Source organism: Hyphomicrobium sulfonivorans (genome assembly GCF_013306565.1).
Taxonomy (GTDB): Bacteria; Pseudomonadota; Alphaproteobacteria; order Rhizobiales; family Hyphomicrobiaceae; genus Hyphomicrobium_A; species Hyphomicrobium_A sulfonivorans.
The window spans coordinates 1-19145 of the sequence record NZ_PZPO01000004.1 but is presented as its reverse complement, the minus strand read 5'-3'; the positions used below and the strand labels follow the sequence as shown (position 1 = coordinate 19145).

The 19145-nt window shown below is 63.8% G+C and carries 21 protein-coding genes; all 21 read right to left on the bottom strand.

The annotated features are described in order from the left end of the window. Nucleotides 1-169: 169 nt before the first annotated feature. On the bottom strand, nt 170-1558 hold the full coding sequence (locus C6Y62_RS08425) for an ATP-binding protein (protein ID WP_173953586.1): 1389 nt from the start codon (nt 1556-1558) through the stop codon (nt 170-172). A 36-nt stretch (nt 1559-1594) separates the two neighbouring features. Beyond that, nucleotides 1595-2269 carry a response regulator transcription factor gene (locus C6Y62_RS08420; protein WP_068461655.1) on the bottom strand — a complete coding sequence of 225 codons (675 nt, stop codon included), beginning with the start codon at nt 2267-2269 and terminating at the stop codon, nt 1595-1597. A 155-nt stretch (nt 2270-2424) separates the two neighbouring features. After that, entirely contained in the window at nt 2425-2787 is a 363-nt protein-coding gene (locus C6Y62_RS08415) for a DUF1428 domain-containing protein (protein ID WP_173953585.1), read from the bottom strand. Nucleotides 2788-2861: 74 nt separating this feature from the next. Continuing rightward, nucleotides 2862-3131 carry a PepSY domain-containing protein gene (locus tag C6Y62_RS08410; protein WP_173953584.1) on the bottom strand — a complete coding sequence of 90 codons (270 nt, stop codon included), beginning with the start codon at nt 3129-3131 and terminating at the stop codon, nt 2862-2864. Nucleotides 3132-3262: 131 nt separating this feature from the next. After that, nucleotides 3263-4630 (bottom strand): TIGR02594 family protein, encoded by a 1368-nt coding sequence (locus C6Y62_RS08405; protein ID WP_173953583.1) that lies wholly within the window; start codon nt 4628-4630, stop codon nt 3263-3265. Between the two features lie 73 nt (nt 4631-4703). Beyond that, nucleotides 4704-8657, bottom strand: a complete 3954-nt coding sequence (locus tag C6Y62_RS08400) for a baseplate multidomain protein megatron (RefSeq protein WP_173953582.1) — start codon at nt 8655-8657, stop codon at nt 4704-4706. Continuing rightward, nucleotides 8657-9109 carry an NlpC/P60 family protein gene (locus C6Y62_RS08395; RefSeq protein ID WP_068461647.1) on the bottom strand — a complete coding sequence of 151 codons (453 nt, stop codon included), beginning with the start codon at nt 9107-9109 and terminating at the stop codon, nt 8657-8659. The genes C6Y62_RS08400 and C6Y62_RS08395 overlap by 1 nt, the downstream gene beginning before the upstream one ends. 57 nt (nt 9110-9166) lie before the next feature. Next, a complete protein-coding gene (locus C6Y62_RS08390) occupies nt 9167-10030 on the bottom strand; it encodes a DUF2163 domain-containing protein (protein ID WP_173953581.1) in 864 nt (287 codons plus the stop codon). Between the two features lie 30 nt (nt 10031-10060). Beyond that, nucleotides 10061-10696 carry a DUF2460 domain-containing protein gene (locus C6Y62_RS08385; RefSeq protein ID WP_173953580.1) on the bottom strand — a complete coding sequence of 212 codons (636 nt, stop codon included), beginning with the start codon at nt 10694-10696 and terminating at the stop codon, nt 10061-10063. A gap of 58 nt (nt 10697-10754) precedes the next feature. Beyond that, nucleotides 10755-11351 carry a phage tail tape measure protein gene (locus C6Y62_RS08380; protein ID WP_173953579.1) on the bottom strand — a complete coding sequence of 199 codons (597 nt, stop codon included), beginning with the start codon at nt 11349-11351 and terminating at the stop codon, nt 10755-10757. A 27-nt stretch (nt 11352-11378) separates the two neighbouring features. After that, a complete protein-coding gene (locus C6Y62_RS08375) occupies nt 11379-11552 on the bottom strand; it encodes a phage tail assembly chaperone (protein WP_173953578.1) in 174 nt (57 codons plus the stop codon). Continuing rightward, nucleotides 11552-11926 (bottom strand): gene transfer agent family protein, encoded by a 375-nt coding sequence (locus C6Y62_RS08370; RefSeq protein ID WP_173953577.1) that lies wholly within the window; start codon nt 11924-11926, stop codon nt 11552-11554. The genes C6Y62_RS08375 and C6Y62_RS08370 overlap by 1 nt, the downstream gene beginning before the upstream one ends. Before the next feature lie 105 nt (nt 11927-12031). Next, nucleotides 12032-12361, bottom strand: a complete 330-nt coding sequence (locus tag C6Y62_RS08365; RefSeq protein WP_173953576.1) for a YnfA family protein — start codon at nt 12359-12361, stop codon at nt 12032-12034. 80 nt (nt 12362-12441) lie between these two features. Further along, complete coding sequence (locus C6Y62_RS08360; protein WP_068461640.1) at nt 12442-12858, bottom strand: phage major tail protein, TP901-1 family; 417 nt, start codon at nt 12856-12858, stop codon at nt 12442-12444. A 56-nt stretch (nt 12859-12914) separates the two neighbouring features. Beyond that, nucleotides 12915-13322: a DUF3168 domain-containing protein gene (locus C6Y62_RS08355; RefSeq protein WP_173953575.1), complete on the bottom strand. Its 408-nt coding sequence runs from the start codon at nt 13320-13322 to the stop codon at nt 12915-12917. Nucleotides 13323-13457: 135 nt separating this feature from the next. Beyond that, a complete protein-coding gene (locus tag C6Y62_RS08350) occupies nt 13458-13787 on the bottom strand; it encodes a phage head closure protein (protein WP_173953574.1) in 330 nt (109 codons plus the stop codon). Then, nucleotides 13787-14359, bottom strand: coding sequence for a head-tail connector protein (locus C6Y62_RS08345; RefSeq protein WP_173953573.1), 573 nt, complete (start codon nt 14357-14359; stop codon nt 13787-13789). The genes C6Y62_RS08350 and C6Y62_RS08345 overlap by 1 nt, the downstream gene beginning before the upstream one ends. A 251-nt stretch (nt 14360-14610) precedes the next feature. Then, nucleotides 14611-15849, bottom strand: coding sequence for a phage major capsid protein (locus tag C6Y62_RS08340; protein ID WP_173953572.1), 1239 nt, complete (start codon nt 15847-15849; stop codon nt 14611-14613). A 26-nt stretch (nt 15850-15875) separates the two neighbouring features. Further along, nucleotides 15876-16610, bottom strand: a complete 735-nt coding sequence (locus C6Y62_RS08335; RefSeq protein WP_173953571.1) for an HK97 family phage prohead protease — start codon at nt 16608-16610, stop codon at nt 15876-15878. A 50-nt stretch (nt 16611-16660) separates the two neighbouring features. Then, the gene (locus tag C6Y62_RS08330; protein WP_173953570.1) at nt 16661-17908 is read right to left on the bottom strand and encodes a phage portal protein; all 1248 of its coding nucleotides are present in this window, start codon (nt 17906-17908) and stop codon (nt 16661-16663) included. Between the two features lie 74 nt (nt 17909-17982). Next, nucleotides 17983-19145: DNA-packaging protein (locus tag C6Y62_RS08325; protein ID WP_173953569.1), on the bottom strand; the 1163-nt coding region annotated here is incomplete at its 5' end.

The following is a 19145-nucleotide window of genomic DNA, read 5'->3' as shown; positions in this document are numbered from 1 at the left end:
GCCCTAGGCTGCAACGCACCGTGCTTTCTGACAACAGTGTAGCCGATTAGCCAAAGATTGTGCAGCCGACATGGCTGAAAGCAGGCCCGAATTGGGCGAACCAAACTGTTGATAGTTTTCCCTAATCGAGGGGTTTCCAGCCGTCCGATGGTTGCATTCCAGACTGCGGCTAGGCCGCCGGCAGGTTCAGCCGCACCTGTAAACCACCCTGCGGGGCGCGCGCCAGTTCGCAGGTGCCACCATACGAGTTGGCAAGCTCCAGCACGATTGAAAGCCCCAACCCGGATCCCGGCTTGGTCTCATCCAGCCGCAACCCGCGCTTGCCGATCCGCTTGCGCTCCTCTTCGGTCAGCCCCGGCCCATCATCCGCCACCGTAATCAACAGCCGTCGGTTTTTGGCCCGGCTGGTCGTCGCCGGCGCCTCCACCTTCAACACCACATCGCGCCGCGACCACTTGCAGGCGTTATCCAGCAGGTTGCCGAGCATCTCCTCCAGATCCTGCTTCTCGCCCGAAAAACGCGCGTCGGCGGGGCAATCGACCGTGACGACGACGCCCTTGTCCTGGTGGATCTTCTGCAGCACCCGCACCAGAGGCTCCACCACCGGCCCCACCTGGGTGACCCGCCCGATCACACCGGCCCGCGCCGCCATGCGGGCCCGGTCGAGATAGCGCGTCACCGAATCCTTCATGATTTCGGCTTGCTCGATGACCTTGTCACCGAGGCCGGTCTTGTCGGTACGCGCCTCATTGGCGATCACCGCCAGTGGCGTTTTCAGTGCATGGGCCAGATTGCCCACCTGGGTACGCGCCCGGTCGACAATCGCCTGATTGGAACGGATCAGCGCGTTCAGCTCCGACTGCAGCGGCTCAATTTCGGCGGGCAGATCGCCATCCAGCGTCGACGCCGCCCCCGATCGGATCGCCGCCAGACCGCCTTCAATCTGGCGCAGCGGCAGCAGGCCAAAGCGCACCTGAAACAGCGTCACCGCCACCAGACCCAGCCCCGCCAGAGCCAGCGCGGTCGTCAGTCGATAGCGGAAATTCGAAACAAGGTGATCCAGCCAATCCTGCGGACCCGCCACAACAATCGAATAGCGCGGCTTGCCCGGCTCATGGCCCAGCGAGTCGATCACCTCCACCAACCGCAGCGGCTCTCCCTTCGGTCCCTTTGCGTTCAGCCAGCGCGCACCGGAAAGATCCGGCACAACCGATTTCGCGGCCGGCGACGGCAAAGTCCAGGTCGCCAGCGATGGCGAAACCAGCTTGCGGCCGCTGGCTGGCTGCAATGGCGTGATCTGCCAGTACCAGCCCGAATGCGTCACCTCAAACAGCGGCTCATAAAGATTGCTCGGCGGCAGCGGATGCGCCTCCTGAGCCGCGCTGCCCATACTGTCGACCGTGATCGCATTCACCAGCTTCAGAAGCTGGCCGTCGAAGCTCGCCTGCACGTCATCGCGATACAGCTGATAGATGATGAAGCCGGCAATCGGCAGCACCAGCAGCGTCCAGGCCGCCGCGGTCGCGAAAAGACGGAATGCCAGCGAATTAAACCGCATTCCCTCACAGCTCCACTTGCGGGCGAGGCAATCTCATCAGGCCGTCGGAGCCGGATTTTCGCTCAGGCGATATCCGAGGCCACGCACGGTTTCGATCACATCCACCGGGATCTTTTTGCGCAACCGCCCGATGAACACTTCGATGGTATTTGAATCGCGATCGAAGTCCTGCTCATACAGATGCTCAACCAGCTCGGTGCGCGAAACCACGCGACCATTGTGGTGCATCATGTAGGCCAGCAGCCGATACTCATGCGACGTCAGCTTGATCTGCTGACCATTGCAGGTAACGCGCGCCGACTTGGTGTCCAGCCGCAACGGCCCACACTCGATTTCGCTCTTGGCATGGCCTGATGCGCGCCGTACCTGCGCCCGCACACGCGCCAGCAGCTCTTCCATATGGAACGGTTTGGCGACGTAATCGTCGGCGCCCGCATCCATGCCCTGGACCTTGTCGCTCCAGCGGTCGCGGGCCGTCAGCAGGATCACCGGCATCTTGCGATCGGAACGGCGCCACTGCTCAAGAATCGAAATGCCATCCATCTTCGGCAGACCGATATCGAGGATGACGATGTCATACGGCTCGGTATCGCCAAGGAAGTAGCCCTCCTCGCCGTCGAACGCCGTATCAACGGCATATCCCGCATCGCCCAGCGCTGACACGAGCTGCCGGTTCAGATCCTTGTCATCCTCAACTACCAGGACGCGCACAGGCTCCCCCGTCCAAAACCTCAAATTCGGCGGGGACTATAACGGCAGTGGGCGATTCAGCCTAGTGCGCAGCGCGGCCCCTGCCGACGGCCTCAACGGCACACCGCATCCCCCGCACACGCAGGGTGCAAATCCGGCATTCAGGCAAGCAGATCCTAGGCCAGCGCCACCAGCGTCTTAAATCCGCCATAGATCATGCGCTTGCCGTCAAACGGCATATCCTTGCCTTCCATCATCGTCTTCAGACGCGGATCGGCCATCACCTTGGCATTCACCCGGTCACGCTGCGCGCGGTTCTTGTAGACGATATAGGAAAACACCACGACCTCGCCCGGCTTCAGCTTCACGCTCTGCGGAAACGACGTCTGCTTGCCCGGCTTCACATCATCGGCCACGCACTCGCGAAATTCCAGTGCGCCGTGTTCCAGCCAGATCTTGCCAGCCTTGCGCGCAATCTTGCGATATTCCGCCAGATTTTTTTCCGGCACTGCCAGCACAAACCCATCGACGTACGACATTCGCTTCTCCCGTTCCGCGGCGTGATCAGACCATTGCGTGATCATAATCCAGCCGCGATACGGAAGCGAACTATTCAGCGCGCAAATGGTTGTCGCGCGTCCACAGTATGGTTCACCAGCCTGCCCCCGGCTTCGCGCACCAGCAGCCGATAGACGAATATGCCGTTCTCGACACAAAGCGTCGTTCGCACAATATCGCCCGGCATATGCGCGGCGGCTCCCGCTGACAACGCCTCGACCGTCGCCAGTTTTTCCCGATGCACGATCGGAGCAGCGTCCGACCAATCCGGATAGCAATCAGTTGCGGTCGCTGATTGCGCGACGACAGCGAGCAGCAGCGACAAAATAACGATGCGCATTACAATCATGATGTGAACAATGGAGATGAATGGCCTGCACATCGGATATTCCGCCGCCGCTGAACCCATCATGAATGGCGAAGCACAACACGCGAGCATGCAGCGCTTCCGTCACGTTAGAGTTTCATCTGCATGCTGCGCTGCGTAAGTCCTGTCGATGCACGCATGCGGCCGTAAATCGTCATCAGCGTGCCGATGAGGCCGCCCACCGCCTGCACCGTCAGCACAATGCCTTCACCTGCCTCGCGCACCAGATCGCCCGTGATATCAACGCCGAATGCCGGGCCGATCGCAGGCAGCACGGTCGAAAGCGCTGTAATCATCGCACCCCAGATGGTGATCGACTGCCCCCACCATTTCGTCGTGCTCTCCTGCTGCTGTACCGGCCCCGACTGTTCCTGCATCCGCACACTTTCATTCATGCTCGACATCTCTTTCTCCTGCACCTGATCCGTTGCCTGCTGCGCTCCCGCTCCAGCGCGCACAACCTTGCGCGCACGCGCCAGCGTCGTATCCACACGGCGCAGCCACCCGCGGCCGAAGCGCCAGAAATGCGGCAGCGCGCGATACCGCGCACGGCGCACCTCGGCGTAGCGCTCAAGGCACTGCTCAACCGACAGCCGTCCAATCGCTGCCCGGGTATTGGGGCCGATCTCGCCATCCACATCCGTCCCGACCGCGCGTTGCAAAAGACGCATCGCGCCGGTCACGCCGTGGTTCACCGCAGCATCGAAGTGGAAAAACGCCAGCGCCGGCGCCATCTCGCTGCAATGGGCCAGGCTCCAGTAGCGCGCGAAATAGATGTCGCGCACGACATCCGCACCGATCCGGCGCAACTCAGCCTTCAGCCCCGACCGCGTCGCCGCATTCAGCCGCACACCCTGCCACGCCGCATAGGTTGCCAGAGTTATGCCTCTGTTGGTCGGCCCACCGGGATCATGCGGATCGTCGGTGTAGCCACCTTCCATCTCCAGCACGTGCGCCAGCGCTTCGTCGAACAGCGCATCGCCTGCCGCACGCGTGCCGGCCTCTTTTCGCCCAGCGCTTTTCGCTGCCGCCGCCGCTGGCCATCGCAACCCGAGCAATCGCGTTTTCGGATACGCGGCCACGCTCACCGCATCGCCCTGATTGCCGCCCAACAGCACGACATGCGTCGGCGTTTCACCCATCAGAAAGCCGACATGACCCGCCGCTGGATCGCGCCCGCGGCTCAACACCGCGACAGCGCCGATACGGCCGGCGGACACATCATCGCCCCAACGCAGATATGAACGCGCCATCAGCGAACGCGTCGACGCCAGCCCACCCCGTTCCAGACATGCACCAACAAATGCCGCGCACCACGCCACTTCGTCATGCAGGATAGCGGGATGTCCGACCTCGCGAAATAACGCACGAATGCGGGCGTTATCCGCACTGCCGCGCACTTCGCGCTGGCCAAGCTCCGCCCACGCGGCGGCCAACCACGGCGGCTGTTCAAGCACTATCGGATACCCTTAATCTGCGCCGGGCACGCACATCTTCCCGGCTATCGCACGCAGCTGCAATTGCGTCGCGTTACACCAACGCCGCGCGTCCCGTGCCGCGCCCGTAACTCGCTGACAGCTGATAGACACGCACCTGATACGCCTCCTGCGCACCACCAAAATCAGCCACCTGCTGCTCAGCCGTATAGATCGCCGTTGGCACGTCGCTCGTTAACGTCCGCACCACCACACCGCCATCCAGCACGTCCACCTCATAGCGCTCGCTGTCTTCGCTCAGCGGTACTTCCGGCGCTTCCCAGTTATCGCCGCCGATACGCGTGCGCCGTATCCAGCTCAAGTACACATCGCCATCATCGCGCCGTGCACGCACATGCACCGGCGATAGCGGCTTCAGCCCCAATCCCGCGAAGCTGTATGTCGTGGTCCGATACGTCTCATCCCCTATATCCCGGATCGATGGCCCATAGCGCCATGAATAGGGCGCGCGGATTTCCGACGCTGAAAGATCGATGCGCGCCACCGATGAATTGAGCAGCACGAACTGCGCGCCGCTCTCCACCTCCGAGCGCATCGCAAACTCGGTTCCGCCTTGGCCGCGCAACAGACCGCCGAGCTGATAGACGCCCGGCTCCACCAGCGTCGCAGTCATGAACTGCAGCACCTCCCACTCGCCACCGCCGTTGCGGATCGCCGCCAAATTACGCCCCGCCAGCAGTTGTAGCGCCGTCACCGATGTCAGCGGCTCGCCTTCCACCTGCACGCGCACGCTTGCCGCATGATCGAGACGCCCCTCCGGCCCCACCGGCAACGGGTCGAGCGTCACGCCCATCGTCGCCGGCGCACTCGCCAGCGTCTTCAGCGTATAGCCTGTTGTTTCCGGCGAGGCGTAGATCGCAACGCCACCCGGCCACGGCGTCTGCCTGGCCGCAACATATCCCGCTGCGGGCGGCTCATCGCCACGCAGCAGCGGCAGATCGATGAACGCCACCAGCGGTGAACCAGCCACCACCGGCACACCCGGCCGCGTCGGCCGCTCCTGTCCCGAAAGCGCGCCATAAAGCTCCGGATCGACACTGCGTGCTTCCACTTCGCGCACACCGCGCTCGCCAATCTCCGTCACACGAAACGCGCGCGCATCAACGCCATCGCCAATGCGCACCACATCCGATGGCTCCAGCGCCAGCATGCTCGGCGGCAAACTGAAACTCGCCCGCTCGCGCGCCGCCCAGGCCTCAAACAGCCACGTCTCCGCAATCGCATCCGCCTGCTGCGACTCCAACACGATTGGCAGATCAGCCTGGCTCACGCGTCCGCTGGCGCCGGTCAGCCTGCGCGCCTCCGCCACCGCCTGGCTGTAATCCGACGCGGCCGCGATGTAGCGCAGCTTTGCCGACGCTGGCAGTTCGGTCTCCTGGCCGCGCGTCAACGCCAGCAATGCCGAGTCTGGCTTTGCCTCGACCAGATCATCCAGTTCCAGATCGATTGCCGGAGCGGTCGCACCGCGATGCCGGAATACGATCTCACCGCCGGTTTCCAGCGTATCGAAAAAGTATGCCAGCTCCAGCGGCTGCAACGCATCGCGGGCCGCCATCACGCGATCGATCAGATATCCCGGCACGGTCCCCGTCAGGCCGCGCGCATCGTGCGCATCGAAGCCATAATCCTCCAGCAGCCGTGCAACCGTATCGGCCAGCGGCGCACTGGCGAAGCGGCCCGTCAACCAGTGACCGACGCCCCAGTTCTCGCCGTCGCCCCACGCATCTATATCGTTCGGAAACGCCGGATGCGGCCGCGCATCCCACGTGTAAACATAGACACGCGCCAGATCGACCATGCGCCCGCAGTAGATTTCCGAAACCGGGTTCGCGCCATCAAGATAGCCGCCCGCATCCGGATCAAGGCCCTCGATCATGGCGCGCAGAAAACAGCGCTGCATGTAATCATCGCGTGCGCCGAGCGAGAAATGCGGCAGCGCCGTTTCGGAGCTTTTCGGATCGACAAACACATTCGGCTGGTTGGCACCCTTGTCGATAGCAGGGCAGCCAATCTCCATCAGCCAGAACGGCTTCGACTGCGGCACCCAATCGGTCGCCAGCGCCGCTTCAACGCCACCCGGCCGATTGTAATGACGATTGAGCCACCACGACCTTATATCCTTGTAGCGATAGACCCACGGCTTGCCCAAGCCATCACTGATCGGCGTGCGCACCTGCGCCGCGCGATCTTCGGCCGAGGCGTAATACCAGTCGAAGCCTTCGCCCGCGCGCAGGTTGCCGCTCAAATACGCGTGGTCATAAATCGACCGCACGCCCGCCATGAGATCGAGATGCTCGCGGCCGTCGCGCCAGTCCGCCAACGGCCAGTAAACATCGATGCCAATCGCATCGATCGCATCCGACGCCCACAGCGGATCGAGGTGAAAAAACACATCGCCCGTGCCGTCCGCCGGTTGATGGCCGAAGTATTCCGACCAATCCGCCGCGTAGACGATCTTGACATCCGGCAGCACCGTCTTCACATCCGCGGCCAGCGCAATCAGCTCATCGACAAAAGGATAGCTTTGCGCGCCGTCACGCACCCAGCTCAAGCCGCGCAGTTCGCTGCACAGCAGAAACGCGTCAACGCCACCGGCCGCCTTGGCCAGAAACGCATGGTGCAAAATCATGCGCCGGAATGACCACTCATTCGGCCCGCTGTACACGACGGCATCGCCAACAATGGCGAAATGGCCAACCTGCGCCGTGCCGACGAAGCTTGCGATCTGCGCGCCCGCCGCACCGGTTTGATCGACGCTGCCGATGCTGCCCGCTGCCGGATGCGCCGTAATGCGTCCGCGCCACGGATAAGCCGGCTGACTGCCGCCCCCATAGGGATTGGCCAGCGCATTCCCCGCAGGCACATCCATCAGAATGAACGGGTTCAGCGTCACCCCGATGCCGCGACTATTCAAATCGCGAATGGCATCGATCACACTGCGGTCGCTCGGCGTGCCGCCATAGGCCGCGCGCCCATCGCGCTGGCTCACCATGTATGCGTTCGCGCGCGCGCGGCCCGCCACTGTCCATTCATAAGGGCTAGTGATTTTCTCGCGGTTCTCCACGCCCGGCACAAGCTGACATTCGCCCGCGCGCAGATCAGTGCCGAACCAGCTCACCACCAGCGACACATGCTTTGCGTTCGGCAGCGTCTCTTCAAGCTGATCCAGGGACACGGTCCAATCGGTGCCGCCCTGGCGTGAGTGCACGTTCTCCGGCTGCTGTGTTGAAAGCCCCACCAGTTGCGTCACCGGCGTCGGCGAATAGGCGAACTCACCCGAGCCGGGGATCATCACCACCGCGCGAATGCTGTCGCTGAAGCCATCGACCGTACGATAGACTTCAAACGAAAGCTGCGGCATGCGGTTGCCGAACGGCGCCAGCGCCAGACGCTCAAACACCACATACGCAACGCCGCGATATGCCGGAGCGGTCGCAGCCCCCTCATAGGCCGCAATCAGGCTGTCGGCATCCTGCGTTTCGCTGCCGGTATAAACCCGGTGCATCACCTGCGCGCGATCCAGCTCAACGCCATCCGCCCACACGCGCCCAACGCCCGCAATTTCGCCTTCACACAGCGCCACGGCGAAGTTCGCATAATAGCGGTATTGCGTCGTCACCGTTGTAGGCGCCGATGCACCGCCGAGGCCTTTGCCAGAACCGCCACCGCTTGAGGATGAAACAATCTCCTCCTCGAACGGGCTCGCCCATATCACCTGCCCACCCAGACGCACGCGCCCGTAAACGCGCGGCACCGGAGCGCCCTCCGTCGAAGCGGTAATGTGCAGCTCCGATAGACGCGGCCCTTCAATGTGCCGCGTACTGCCCGAGCCGCCCAACAGCGCCTGATCTATCACCGAGCCAGCAACCGCACCCAGTTGCGACCCAAGCGTTGCGCCGGTGATCGTCGCGCCGAGCAGCGTCAATCCGCCTGGCAGCACAGCGCCGCCAACAGCCGCACCGGCGGCCGCAAGTGCAAGTGTCGCCATCAGACATCCCCTCGCGGAAAACTAAAAACGCCCGCCATCCGGCGCAGCCACCAGCGCGACAACGGCACCTCACATACCGTTGCACCTTCCATCGCGTGGATCATCGCCATCGGACTTGAAAGTATCGCGGCGTGCTTTGCCACTGCGCCCGGCCGGATACGAAAGACAACCACGTCCCCCGCCGCCCGCTCACCATCCGTCACCGGACGCATATGCCTGGCCGCCGCCTCCAACATCGTCTCCACGCCACCACCCTCGGCCCAGTCGCGGCTGTATGGCGGCGGCCGTTCCGCATCCGCGCCATAAAGTTCGCGCCACACGCCGCGCACCAGACCAAGGCAGTCCGTCCCGACACCGCGCACGCTGGCCTGATGGTGATATGGCGTGCCGATCCAGCCGCGCGCCGCGCGCACGATCGCCGCTGCATCCACCACAGGTGACGCGTCCGTCATGGCATCGATCCGATTGATTGCTGTTTGCGTTTTAGGTCGTCTAGTCAGCGAGCCGACCTAGACGCCGCGCCGCCCGAAGGTGGTAAGAAAGTCATTGCCCGGCATATGCGGAAAGCCACGGAAATTGGGCGCGTTGCCGAACTTCGCCGCACACGTCGTGCAATGCTTGTCGCAACCTGCCGTCACAACAAACGTCTGCTCCGCAACAAGCGGCCCGCGCGCCGGCGCCCATAGCTCAATGCGCACCGCCTCACCCGCCTGCGTATGCGCGCGGACTTCAACGGTTTGCCCTTCCGCTGCCCCGGACGTGAACGTCAACGCGCCGCGTGCAAACCAGCCATCGGCAAATTCTTCAAGCCCGCTGACGGTGAAAAGCCGAGCGCTGCTCACATCTACAATCTCGCCCTCGCCGCGATAAGCGCTGTCGCTCAGCGAAACACCGCAACGACCGTCGCCCACATCCGCATCGCAGGTGAACTGGTATAGCCGCCCCTTCGGCTGCTGCAGATAGTGCGCCAACCCGCGCACCTCGGCGGTAAAGCTCAATCCCGCGCGCCGCACTTCGCCCAAACTGCCCGAACGCATCAACACCCGCTGTTCCGGCGCCGCCCAGTTGACGCGGAATATATCGACGCGCGCATCGTCATAGCGGCCCGCCGCCAGATCGGCCTCGCTCAACCGATCGGATGACAGCGCGCTCGTGACCTCCAGATTGTCGACGCTCAAACCAATGCTGTCGCGCATCTCACTGGCCGAAAAACCCGCGGCCGCCTCGTATGTCACGCCCTCAAACGCCACATCGCGATCGTGATCGGTGAAGCCCATTTTCACGCCGTCGCCGCGTGTCAGCCGCCAGCACCAGCACAGCGTTGTAGCTCCAGTTTGCAGATGCGCCTGCAAATCCTCCGGCAGTCTCTTCATATCCGCATACTCCTGTTACGCGCGCCGCCGTCAAAGCCGCAGCTCGACAATCGGGATCTGCGGAATGCCGCCGTGACGGAAGCCCTGCAGATTGATTTCCAGTCGGTCGGTGTCAAAACGCACCGGCACATCGAACCTGAATCCGGCCGTCACCACAGCTCCGTCACCCGGCACATGATCGCCATCGAACGTCACCACGCCGGACGCCGTATCAACGCTGAAATGCTCCGCATCGATCTCCACGCCATCCACCGCCACCCGCACAGATCCAGCAACCGGCTTGCGGATCAGCCGCGACCACGGCGCAAACGCCGATCCATACGTCTTGATGAGTTGAAACCCTACCCGCCCGCCATCGCCATGCCCGAGCACTTGATCGTCTGGCGATATATCCGCGCCCGGCGCACACGACCTGTCGTCGGTATGATCGCGCCAACGGAAACCATGCAACCGCCCGCGCCGCTCCTCAAAAAACGCAATCACTGCGTTGAGATCATTCAGCGACTTCACGCCATATCCGGCGTTGTAGCTACGGCGCGAATCCGCCCAGCGCGCGTTGCGTTCCTCATGGCCGGACCCAAGCACCACCACGTCGGTGCGCCGCTCCGGTCCACCCTGGCTGCCGCGCGAAATATCGGTCGGGAAAAGCACTTCATGGAATGCCATCGCTCAACTCCACCCAATGAAAACCCGGTTCACGCCGCCTCATGCGCGGCATGCGCCGTCACAGATTGCGCTGGCCCAGCGCCACCGCGCGCGTCACCATCGCCGCAATCTGCGCTTCCGAACGGCGAAAGCTGTCGGCGTCCTGCGCCGTCACGTTGAACGTCACATTCATGCCGCCACCCATGCCCTGTGCCGCAACGCCCAGACGCCCATCGGGACCGCGCGCCAGCGGCATGATCGCCTCCGCACCGCGCTCACCCATCAGTCCGGTGCGCCCGCCAGCCAGCGGAAACGTCGTCGGGCTGGCTATCACACCGCCCGATGCAAATGGCACCGGTAACCCGCGCGCAATCACGCCGCCGTTGGCAAACGCCAGCCCGCCGCCGCTGAACAATCCCGCCAGCACACCGCCCATCGATTGGGTCAGCGGTTTCAGCGCCGCCTTCAGCACGATCTGCGAAAGGTTCAGCGCCAGCGAGCGCAGCACATCGCTCGCACCTTTGCCCTTCACCGCGATGCCTTCGAATGCCGAACCCAGCGCGTTGCCGAACTGCCGGCCCATGCGCGATGCGTCGGCCAGCTGCTGCTGAAACTGGCTTGTATCGGCCAGCACCGTAACCGTCATCGTGTCAGCGGTGTCACTCCACTCAGCCATTTGCACTCCAATATTGCCTTGAAGGTTTCAGCGCCGCGCGCGATCGGGATAGCGTTCGAGGAGATCTGACAGATCGCTGCGCGACAGCGGCCCGGACATGCGCGGCCCCAGTTTGCCACGCAGTGCCGCCGCCAGTTCACGCGGCGTCATCGCCCACAATGTCTGCGGTGACAGTCCCAACAGGCCGAAGCCCGCCGCCATCACATCGTCCCAGGGAAAGGGCCGGGTTCTGCGTCCTCCGCCGCCGATGCCCGCTGGCCTTCGCTCTCTTCGCCGAACGTCGCGCGCAGCAGCCGCGCAACGATATCGACGTATCCGCCAGCGCCACCGTCCGCGCGCATCCCGCGCACCGCATCGTCGGTGATTTCGTAGCCTGCGCCACGCAACCCAGCGCCAATGATCCGCACGCAATCACGCGCCGACAATCGCCCGCCGCTGAAGCGCTGCGCCAGCGCCAGCATGTCGTCATCGCCAAACGCGCCTTCCAGTTCCGCCAGCGCGCCCAATGTCAGCACCAGCTTGAACGCCTTGCCATCCAGCTCAGCCGCTATTTCTCCGCGATGCGCGTTCGCCATCACCATCTCCCGATGTCAGAAAAACCCACAGCACGGCCGTCCGCCGCAACGCTCCATCACGAAGCGCCGCGCCGGTTGCGGCCGTGCAATCTCAGTTGTCGGTTGTTATGCGCTGCGCGGCGCAAACAGAATGATCAAAGCCCCGGCGACAGAAACCAGAGCACCCAACACATCGAAGCGGTCCGGCGTCTTGCCCTCGGCCGCCATCAGCCACACCACCGAGGCCGCGATATAGATTCCGCCATAAATGGCATACGCGCGCCCTGCATAGTCGACATCCACCTGCGTCAGCAGCCAGCCGAACACCAGCAGGCTGACCACGCCGGGCACCAGCCACACGGTCGGCGCCTGCAATCGCACCACGGCCCAGAACGCAAAGCATCCGGCTATTTCGGCAATGGCCGCCATCACGAATATTGCAATCGTTGTGCTCACCGGTGCCCCCTCGCGCCCATAGTCCTGGGCACAACTCTGCACCGGAGTGCGGCCGCCGATCAATGCGTCACGGCTCCTGCCTATGTCGCAGCGGTGAATGTCAGCTGCCCGGCAGATTCCAGCGCCATCTCGAAACCAACCTCACCGTCATGACGTCCCGTCAACTCGAACGATCCGATATGGAACGGCCCTTCAATGCTGCCGAAATCCGGCACGATCACCTGCCAGTTCCGGATCGTGCCATTGAACACATAGCTGCGCACAATTTCATCAGATGACGCATCCTTGAAAATGCCGGCGCCCGTCACCCGCGCCGATTTCACACCCGCGCCCGCCAGCAGCTCGCGCCACTGCCCCGCGCTCTCCGCGTGCGTTACGTCCACCGATTCCGCATTGAACGCGATCGTGCGCGAACGCAGCCCCGCCACCGTCGTAAATGTTCCCAAGCCATCTGAATCCACCTTCAACAGCAGATCCTTGCCCTTCTGTGCCGCCATCACATCAGCCCTTCGTTGCCCAATTTATAAGCATAGCTTCCCTGCCGCCGCAGACTTCACCGCGGCTCTGTCACTGCGCGCAGGCGCATAATTCCCTGATAGGTTTCGCCGTCGCTGTGCCGCACGATTTCCGAACTCTCATGCCGCAGATTGATCAGCGCATGGCCGCTGACCGACAGCTCGGCCTCATGCAGCACGTCACGCACCGCGGTGATGATCGCCTGCGCCTCCTTGCGCCCGGCGTAGCGTGACCAGACATGCAGCGTTACCGCATGCTCGCTGCCCTGGTCGGTGCCGGTGCTCCAGTCCCGCTCGGTAGCACCTGCAAACGCAACATAGGGAAACGGCGCCCGCGCCGGCACGCTGTCCCACACATGCGTGCCGCCCAGCAGCGCCACCAGTGCGCTATCGCTTGTCAGCGCTGTCAGCATCGCCTGTTGCAGTGCCCAACTCGCGTTCACCATTTACCGCCCCACCTGTGTTGCCGGTGTTTGCAATCTGGCGTCCGCCGCTCACGCGCGCGGCCGCCGCTTGAACCATCGCCTCTGCGCGACGCATCAGGCGCGCGCGGTCGAACGGGCGCACGCTCACGCCCAGCTTCACAGGTCACGCTCCTGCGCCAGACAGCGCGTCCATCGGCGCCTGCCATCGGGATCGAACACCGCCCGGATTTCAAACACGCGCGTCCCAGCCGTGATGCGCATGCCCGGCGTCACATCCGCGCGATGCCGCATCACGATTTCATGGCTCACTGAGCCCGAAAGCCTGTCGTGCGCGAAGCCCTCAGAACCAGTCGTCGCGCGAACGTATGCCCATATGTCGGCGAGCTTCGTCCACACCACTGCCCGTCCGCCGCCGCCGTCATCCGTTGACGTCGATGTTTCTATCGCGGCGCGTGTGCGCAGGTCGCCGATGTCATACTCCGCCATTACAGCCGCACCACACGATAGGGCATCAGCAGATTTGAAACCGCCCCAGGAATTGCCGTTGCCGTCGAGCCAACTTCGATCGGATCACGATGCTCATACCAATGGGCAACCAGCAGCAGCAGCGCCTGGCGCACCGGAGCAGGCACGTCAGCACCTGCAGGGCCAAAGCCTGCGCTGAAATCGATCTCGACCCCGTTAGTTCTCTGGCCCGGCACCGGCCACGCTCCGCGCGGCACAATCCGCGCCGGGCTGTTGGCAACATCCGCCACATAGCTTTCGGGTAGCACCGTTTGCGCAACACCGGCGCCGTCCACAACGCGCACGCCCGTCACCGCCTGCACCGGACCCAACGGCAACTCCACCGCGCCGTCTTTCGGCCAGCGATCCAGCTTCAACCGCCAGCCCTGCGTTATCAGCGCCAGTCCCAAGGCCGCCTCGATATGCAGGCGCGACGTTAAGATCAGGCTGCCGATCAGAGTATCCTCAGCCGTTCCATCAACACGCAGGTGCGCCTTCGCCTCCGAAACCGTCACCGGCTCCAGAGCGGGCGCACTGGTCAACACCAGAGCCATTCGCTGTCCTATTTTTAGAAGTCATGCAGTTGCGGCCGGCTCCGCGCAGCGGAGTCGCAACTGCAAATCAAAATTGCGAAGCCGGCCGCAGCGGCCGATTGATACGCACATCGCGGCGCACGGCCGGCTGCCAGTAAGGCTGTCGTGCGCCGCCACAAGAACCAAGCGCCTCTTCTCGCGGCGGGCGGCCGGCTCCCCAAAGGGGAGTCGCCCGCCGCAGACGAAAAGCTCGCCCGCCGCCACTAAAAACCTCAGCCTGCAGCTGAGAACTTCATCAGCTTGATCGCGTCGAAGTCCTGCACTCCGCCGCCCACGCGCTTGGTCGTATAGAACAGCACGTAAGGCTTGACGGAATAGGGATCGCGCAGCACGCGGATGCCAATCCGATCGACGATCAGATAACCGCGCCGGAAGTCGCCGAACGCAATCGACAGGCTGTTCGCCGCGATGCTCGGCATGTCCTCCGATTCCGCCACCGGGAAGCCCATCAGCGTCGGAGCTTCGCCCGCGTTAGCAGACGGCTGCCACAGATAATTGTCGTCGGCGTCCTTCATCTTGCGAATGAGAGATTGCGTCGAGCGGTTGAGCACGAAGTGCGCGTTGGCGCGGTAGCCCGCTTTCAGCGCGTATACGAGGTCGATCAGCTTGTCGACCGGATCGGACGACGGGAACGCCCCGCTGACCCCGGTCTCGACAACGCCAATCTTGCCCCACTCCCAGGCGGAATTCGCGACCGTCGTATAATCCAGGAAACCCTTCGGCTTGTTGGTGCCGTTGCCGGACACAAACGCCGTGCCTTCCTGCTCGGCGAATGCGATGCGCACTTCCTCGGCCAGCCACTCATCGATGTTCACCGCTGCGTCGTCGAGCAACGCCGAGGTTGCTGCCGGCATCGCGTAAAGCTCCGCCGTCGGGAACGACAGCGCATCGAGCTTCGGCGCCGTTGTCTGTGTCCGCTCGCCCGTTTCCGCCGCCCAGCCCGTCACGGGACCCGAGATCGAAAACGGCCGCTTGTAGACCGCCCCCGACACCTGCTGCACGCTGGCGATGGCGCGAATGGGCGAGATGTCACGCAGCGCGCGGTTCACCGCATGTTCGGTTTCCACCGGCACAAGATAACCGCCGTCCGCGTTGCTGCCGATCGAAAGCGCTTTGCGCTCCAGATCCGCCAGCGCCCCGCTTTCGCCCTTGCGCACGTAATTGTCGAACGCCGACCGATGCGCCAGCGATGCTGCGCTGCGTGGCGCCTCGCCACCGATCGCCGGACGCGCCGCCTTCAACGCCATATCATCCACCACGCGGCGGTTGTCATCCAGCGCGCGGTCAATGCGGTTCAGCTTTTCCTCGATCAGCGGATCAACCGCCGAGCGCCGCTCAAGCTGATCCAGGCGATCGTCGTTGGTCTCCTTGAATGCCTCGAAGGCACGCATGAAATCGTCAAACGCCGCGCCCACGGCGGCATCGTTCGACTTGTTTTCCAATTCCGGCATCAAATATCGTCCTGCTGTTGTTTCGGTTACTGTTGCTGTGGTGTCGCCAGCAGTGCCTGTGCCGCCGCGCGAATTCGCCCGGCCAGTCCATCGCTCCCGGCTTCGCGCTCACCGCCCGCATCCCGCAAAGCCTTGAGCCCCGGCAGACCGCTGCCCATCAGCGCGCGTGCCTGCCTTCGCGTCAGCCCAGCATCCCGCGTAAGCCAGCGCTCAAATTCCCGTTCGGTCGCGCTGGCGCCATCAAGCGCGCGCGCTTTCATCGTCGCCACCCGCGCATCGGGCAGCAGCGGAAACGTCACCACCGAAATTTCCCAAAGGTCGATCTTTTCCAGTCGGCGCACGCCGCTCACGTGGTCGCGCCGCGCGCGCACCGTGCGGAACCCGATCGACAATCCATCGATGGCGCCAGCGCGCATCAGCGCATGCACTTCACGCGCCTTCGCCACTTCCGGCATCAAGCGCCCTTCGGCGTAGAGTCCGCGTGCGTCCTCGCGCAGTTGCGTCCACACCCCGATCGGCTGATTTGGATCGTGCTGAAACAGCAGCTTCACGCCAGCCGTGCCGCGCGCCTTCAGGCTGTCCGTAAACGCCCCCGGCATCACCACGTCGCCAGCCATGTCCTTGCGATGAAACAGACTTGCATAGCCCGCGAACATCCCGTTCGGGTCCACGCTTTTCAAGTTAAGCTGCGTAAACTTCACCTCATGCGAACATGAGGACGCGCGCACGCCACCCGGCCGGGCAGTCGCGATTGCCAGCATTCAGTTTCTCCGGTTGCTATCCGTCAAAGTCTATCGTGGTACGATGCGCGTCATGCGCTGCCGTCAAACGATTCCCCATCACCGCCGAATGTCGAAGCATCTGCGGGCGCAGCATCGCTCCCATCAAGCGGGCCATATCCAACCGCAGCGCGTTTTTCATCCTGCGTCAGGAAGCTTGCCCGCTCGATACGCGCCCACAACGCTTCCCGCTCCGACTGCAACGCTTCCACCTGATCGAGATCCGGCCGCAGTTCCAGCCCGCCGCCGTAGGCCGGTGCCAGCCACGCCGAAAGTCCACGCGCCAGACGCTGCACCAGCGGCAACACCGTGCCGCGCCAGAACGCGCGCTGCGCTTCCTGATAGTTCGCGTAGGTATTGTCACCCGGAATGCCCAGCAGCATCGGCGGCACGCCCAGCGCCAGCGCAATCTCGCGCGCCGCCGCGTGCTTGGTGGCGATGAAATCCATCTCCTTCGGCGACAGCGACAGCGGCTTCCAGTCAAGTCCGCCCTCCAGCAGCATCGGCCGCCCGGCGTTGCGCGCCCCCTGAAACGCTTCCTCCAGCTCACGCCGCAACCGGCCGAACTGCGCTTCGGTCAAGTTGCCGCCGTTCGCCGCGTACACCAGCGCTCCCGATGGCCGCGCCGAATTATCAAGCAGCGCCTTGTTCCAGGCCGACGCCTGATTGTGTATGTCGATCGCCGACGCCGCCGCTTCGATCGGGCTCATGCCATAATGGTCGTTGTCGGGGTGAAACAGCCGCGTATGCAGAATGGGCCGCACGCCTGGCACCGCCTCATCGGCAAATCGCACCGATGCGCCGTTGGCAGAATATTCAAACGCCTCCGGCCAGCCGTTCGGCCCCGGCACCACTTTCATGCGGTCCGGCCGCAGCACATAAAGTTCACGCAGCCGCCCGCCGACGCCGACCGCTTCGACATAAGCGTTGCCCGACACAAGCAGAAAGCCATACCAGGCTTCGGTGAAATCGATCACTGTGTGGTCGGGCGATGGCTGCGCAATCAGATCCAGCAGCGGATGGCGCTCAATTTCCTCATCGCCGCGATACAATAACAACGGCACCGACGCCGCGGCCTCCGCAACCATGCGCACCGACCGATAAACGATCGCGTTCTGCATGAAGCCTTCCCGCGCGAAGGCCGCATAATCGCGCGGGCTCCACGCCGGCCGTCCCAATGGTTCCCACGCGACCAGCGGTCCGCTCGCGCTGGCCTTCAGCTCGTTGACTGGCGCGCGGACAAGCACAAGCCTGCCGAGCGCATCGAGGATGCGCGACATGCGTTTCCTTTTCACACAAAGTTAGAATGAATGGCGCGGCCGCATCGCGCTGCCACGCCCATAAACCAATCGTTTTACAGCTTCCGCACCAGCGGCCGCTGCCGTCCTGCAATCATCAGGTCGGTCAGCGCCCACACCAGCGCATCGAGCCTGTCCGGCGAACGCCCGCGCACCAACCCGTCAGCACCGAACGCACACATCTGATCCTCCAGCGCGCTGAACATGCCGACATGCACAACCCGGCCTTCCGCGTACAGCGCCGCCACCGGCTCGGCCCGCAGCCACTTGCCGCGCGTTGCCCGCACCGTGCGCACCGCAAGGCTGTCATCGATCTGGCGCAGCACCGTCGTCACCAGATCGCCGCCCTGATTCACCTCCGCAACAACGCGATCGGCCAGGTATTCCGCATAGGCTGCCGCCACCGCCCGCGCCCACACCTGCGGCTCGCGACCCTGCAACGTGCGATCCGCCAGCACGTAGGCACGCCCATCCTCGCCCAGCCCCGCAACGATGATGCCGCACGCATCCGATGCCGCCGTCGCCGTCACCGGCGGATCTACCGCCACGACGATTTCCGTCAGCTCCGGCGCGCGCTCCATCCGGTGCATGTTGATCCAGTCACGCCGCCACAACGCGCCCGATGTGTCATCGACAATCTCGCCATCAAGTTCCTGTCGCCCCAGCGCCGTACCCGCGTATCGACGCGTCATCTCCTCAACGAACGACGGCGCCAGATTGTCGGCGTTCGCCAGCGTTGCAGCGCGCGTCACCACCGTAGATGCGTCTGCCATCAGCGCCTTCAGAAACGGCGTTGCGCGCGGTGTCGTCGTCGCCACCATCTGCGGGTGTTCCCCAAGACGCAGCGCAAACTGCAGCATGTCCCACGCCGCCGCCGCGTTGCGCCACTTGGCAACTTCATCGCACCACGCGGCATCGAACTGCGGACCGCGCATGCCATCGGCGTCTTCGGCTGAAAACACCTGTGCAATCGCGCCGTTCGGCCACACGATCTGCCCTTTCGATGGCTCAAACCGCGGCCGCTCCGCTGCCGTATGCACATCCAGAATGCCGGACACGCCCTCCACCATCACGCGGCGCACCTCGCCGTAGGTTTCACCCACCAGCGCGATGCGCCGTGCAGCGGGCGAACCATCGGGCGTTCGGCCCAGTGCCTTTGCGCGCACCCACTCGGCGCCCGCGCGCGTCTTGCCCCCACCGCGCCCCCCGAGAATAAGCC

What these genes read in the sequence shown, in the direction of transcription:
- C6Y62_RS08425 (WP_173953586.1), bottom strand. Translation starts at nt 1,558, where the DNA reads ATGCGGTTTAATTCGCTGGCATTCCGTCTTTTCGCGACCGCGGCGGCC.
- C6Y62_RS08415 (WP_173953585.1), bottom strand. Translation starts at nt 2,787, where the DNA reads ATGTCGTACGTCGATGGGTTTGTGCTGGCAGTGCCGGAAAAAAATCTG.
- C6Y62_RS08400 (WP_173953582.1), bottom strand. Translation starts at nt 8,657, where the DNA reads ATGGCGACACTTGCACTTGCGGCCGCCGGTGCGGCTGTTGGCGGCGCT.
- C6Y62_RS08395 (WP_068461647.1), bottom strand. Translation starts at nt 9,109, where the DNA reads ATGACGGACGCGTCACCTGTGGTGGATGCAGCGGCGATCGTGCGCGCG.
- C6Y62_RS08390 (WP_173953581.1), bottom strand. Translation starts at nt 10,030, where the DNA reads ATGAAGAGACTGCCGGAGGATTTGCAGGCGCATCTGCAAACTGGAGCT.
- C6Y62_RS08385 (WP_173953580.1), bottom strand. Translation starts at nt 10,696, where the DNA reads ATGGCATTCCATGAAGTGCTTTTCCCGACCGATATTTCGCGCGGCAGC.
- C6Y62_RS08380 (WP_173953579.1), bottom strand. Translation starts at nt 11,351, where the DNA reads ATGGCTGAGTGGAGTGACACCGCTGACACGATGACGGTTACGGTGCTG.
- C6Y62_RS08375 (WP_173953578.1), bottom strand. Translation starts at nt 11,552, where the DNA reads ATGGCGGCGGGCTTCGGCCTGTTGGGACTGTCACCGCAGACATTGTGG.
- C6Y62_RS08370 (WP_173953577.1), bottom strand. Translation starts at nt 11,926, where the DNA reads ATGGCGAACGCGCATCGCGGAGAAATAGCGGCTGAGCTGGATGGCAAG.
- C6Y62_RS08360 (WP_068461640.1), bottom strand. Translation starts at nt 12,858, where the DNA reads ATGGCGGCACAGAAGGGCAAGGATCTGCTGTTGAAGGTGGATTCAGAT.
- C6Y62_RS08355 (WP_173953575.1), bottom strand. Translation starts at nt 13,322, where the DNA reads ATGGTGAACGCGAGTTGGGCACTGCAACAGGCGATGCTGACAGCGCTG.
- C6Y62_RS08350 (WP_173953574.1), bottom strand. Translation starts at nt 13,787, where the DNA reads ATGGCGGAGTATGACATCGGCGACCTGCGCACACGCGCCGCGATAGAA.
- C6Y62_RS08345 (WP_173953573.1), bottom strand. Translation starts at nt 14,359, where the DNA reads ATGGCTCTGGTGTTGACCAGTGCGCCCGCTCTGGAGCCGGTGACGGTT.
- C6Y62_RS08340 (WP_173953572.1), bottom strand. Translation starts at nt 15,849, where the DNA reads ATGCCGGAATTGGAAAACAAGTCGAACGATGCCGCCGTGGGCGCGGCG.
- C6Y62_RS08335 (WP_173953571.1), bottom strand. Translation starts at nt 16,610, where the DNA reads ATGCTGGCAATCGCGACTGCCCGGCCGGGTGGCGTGCGCGCGTCCTCA.
- C6Y62_RS08330 (WP_173953570.1), bottom strand. Translation starts at nt 17,908, where the DNA reads ATGTCGCGCATCCTCGATGCGCTCGGCAGGCTTGTGCTTGTCCGCGCG.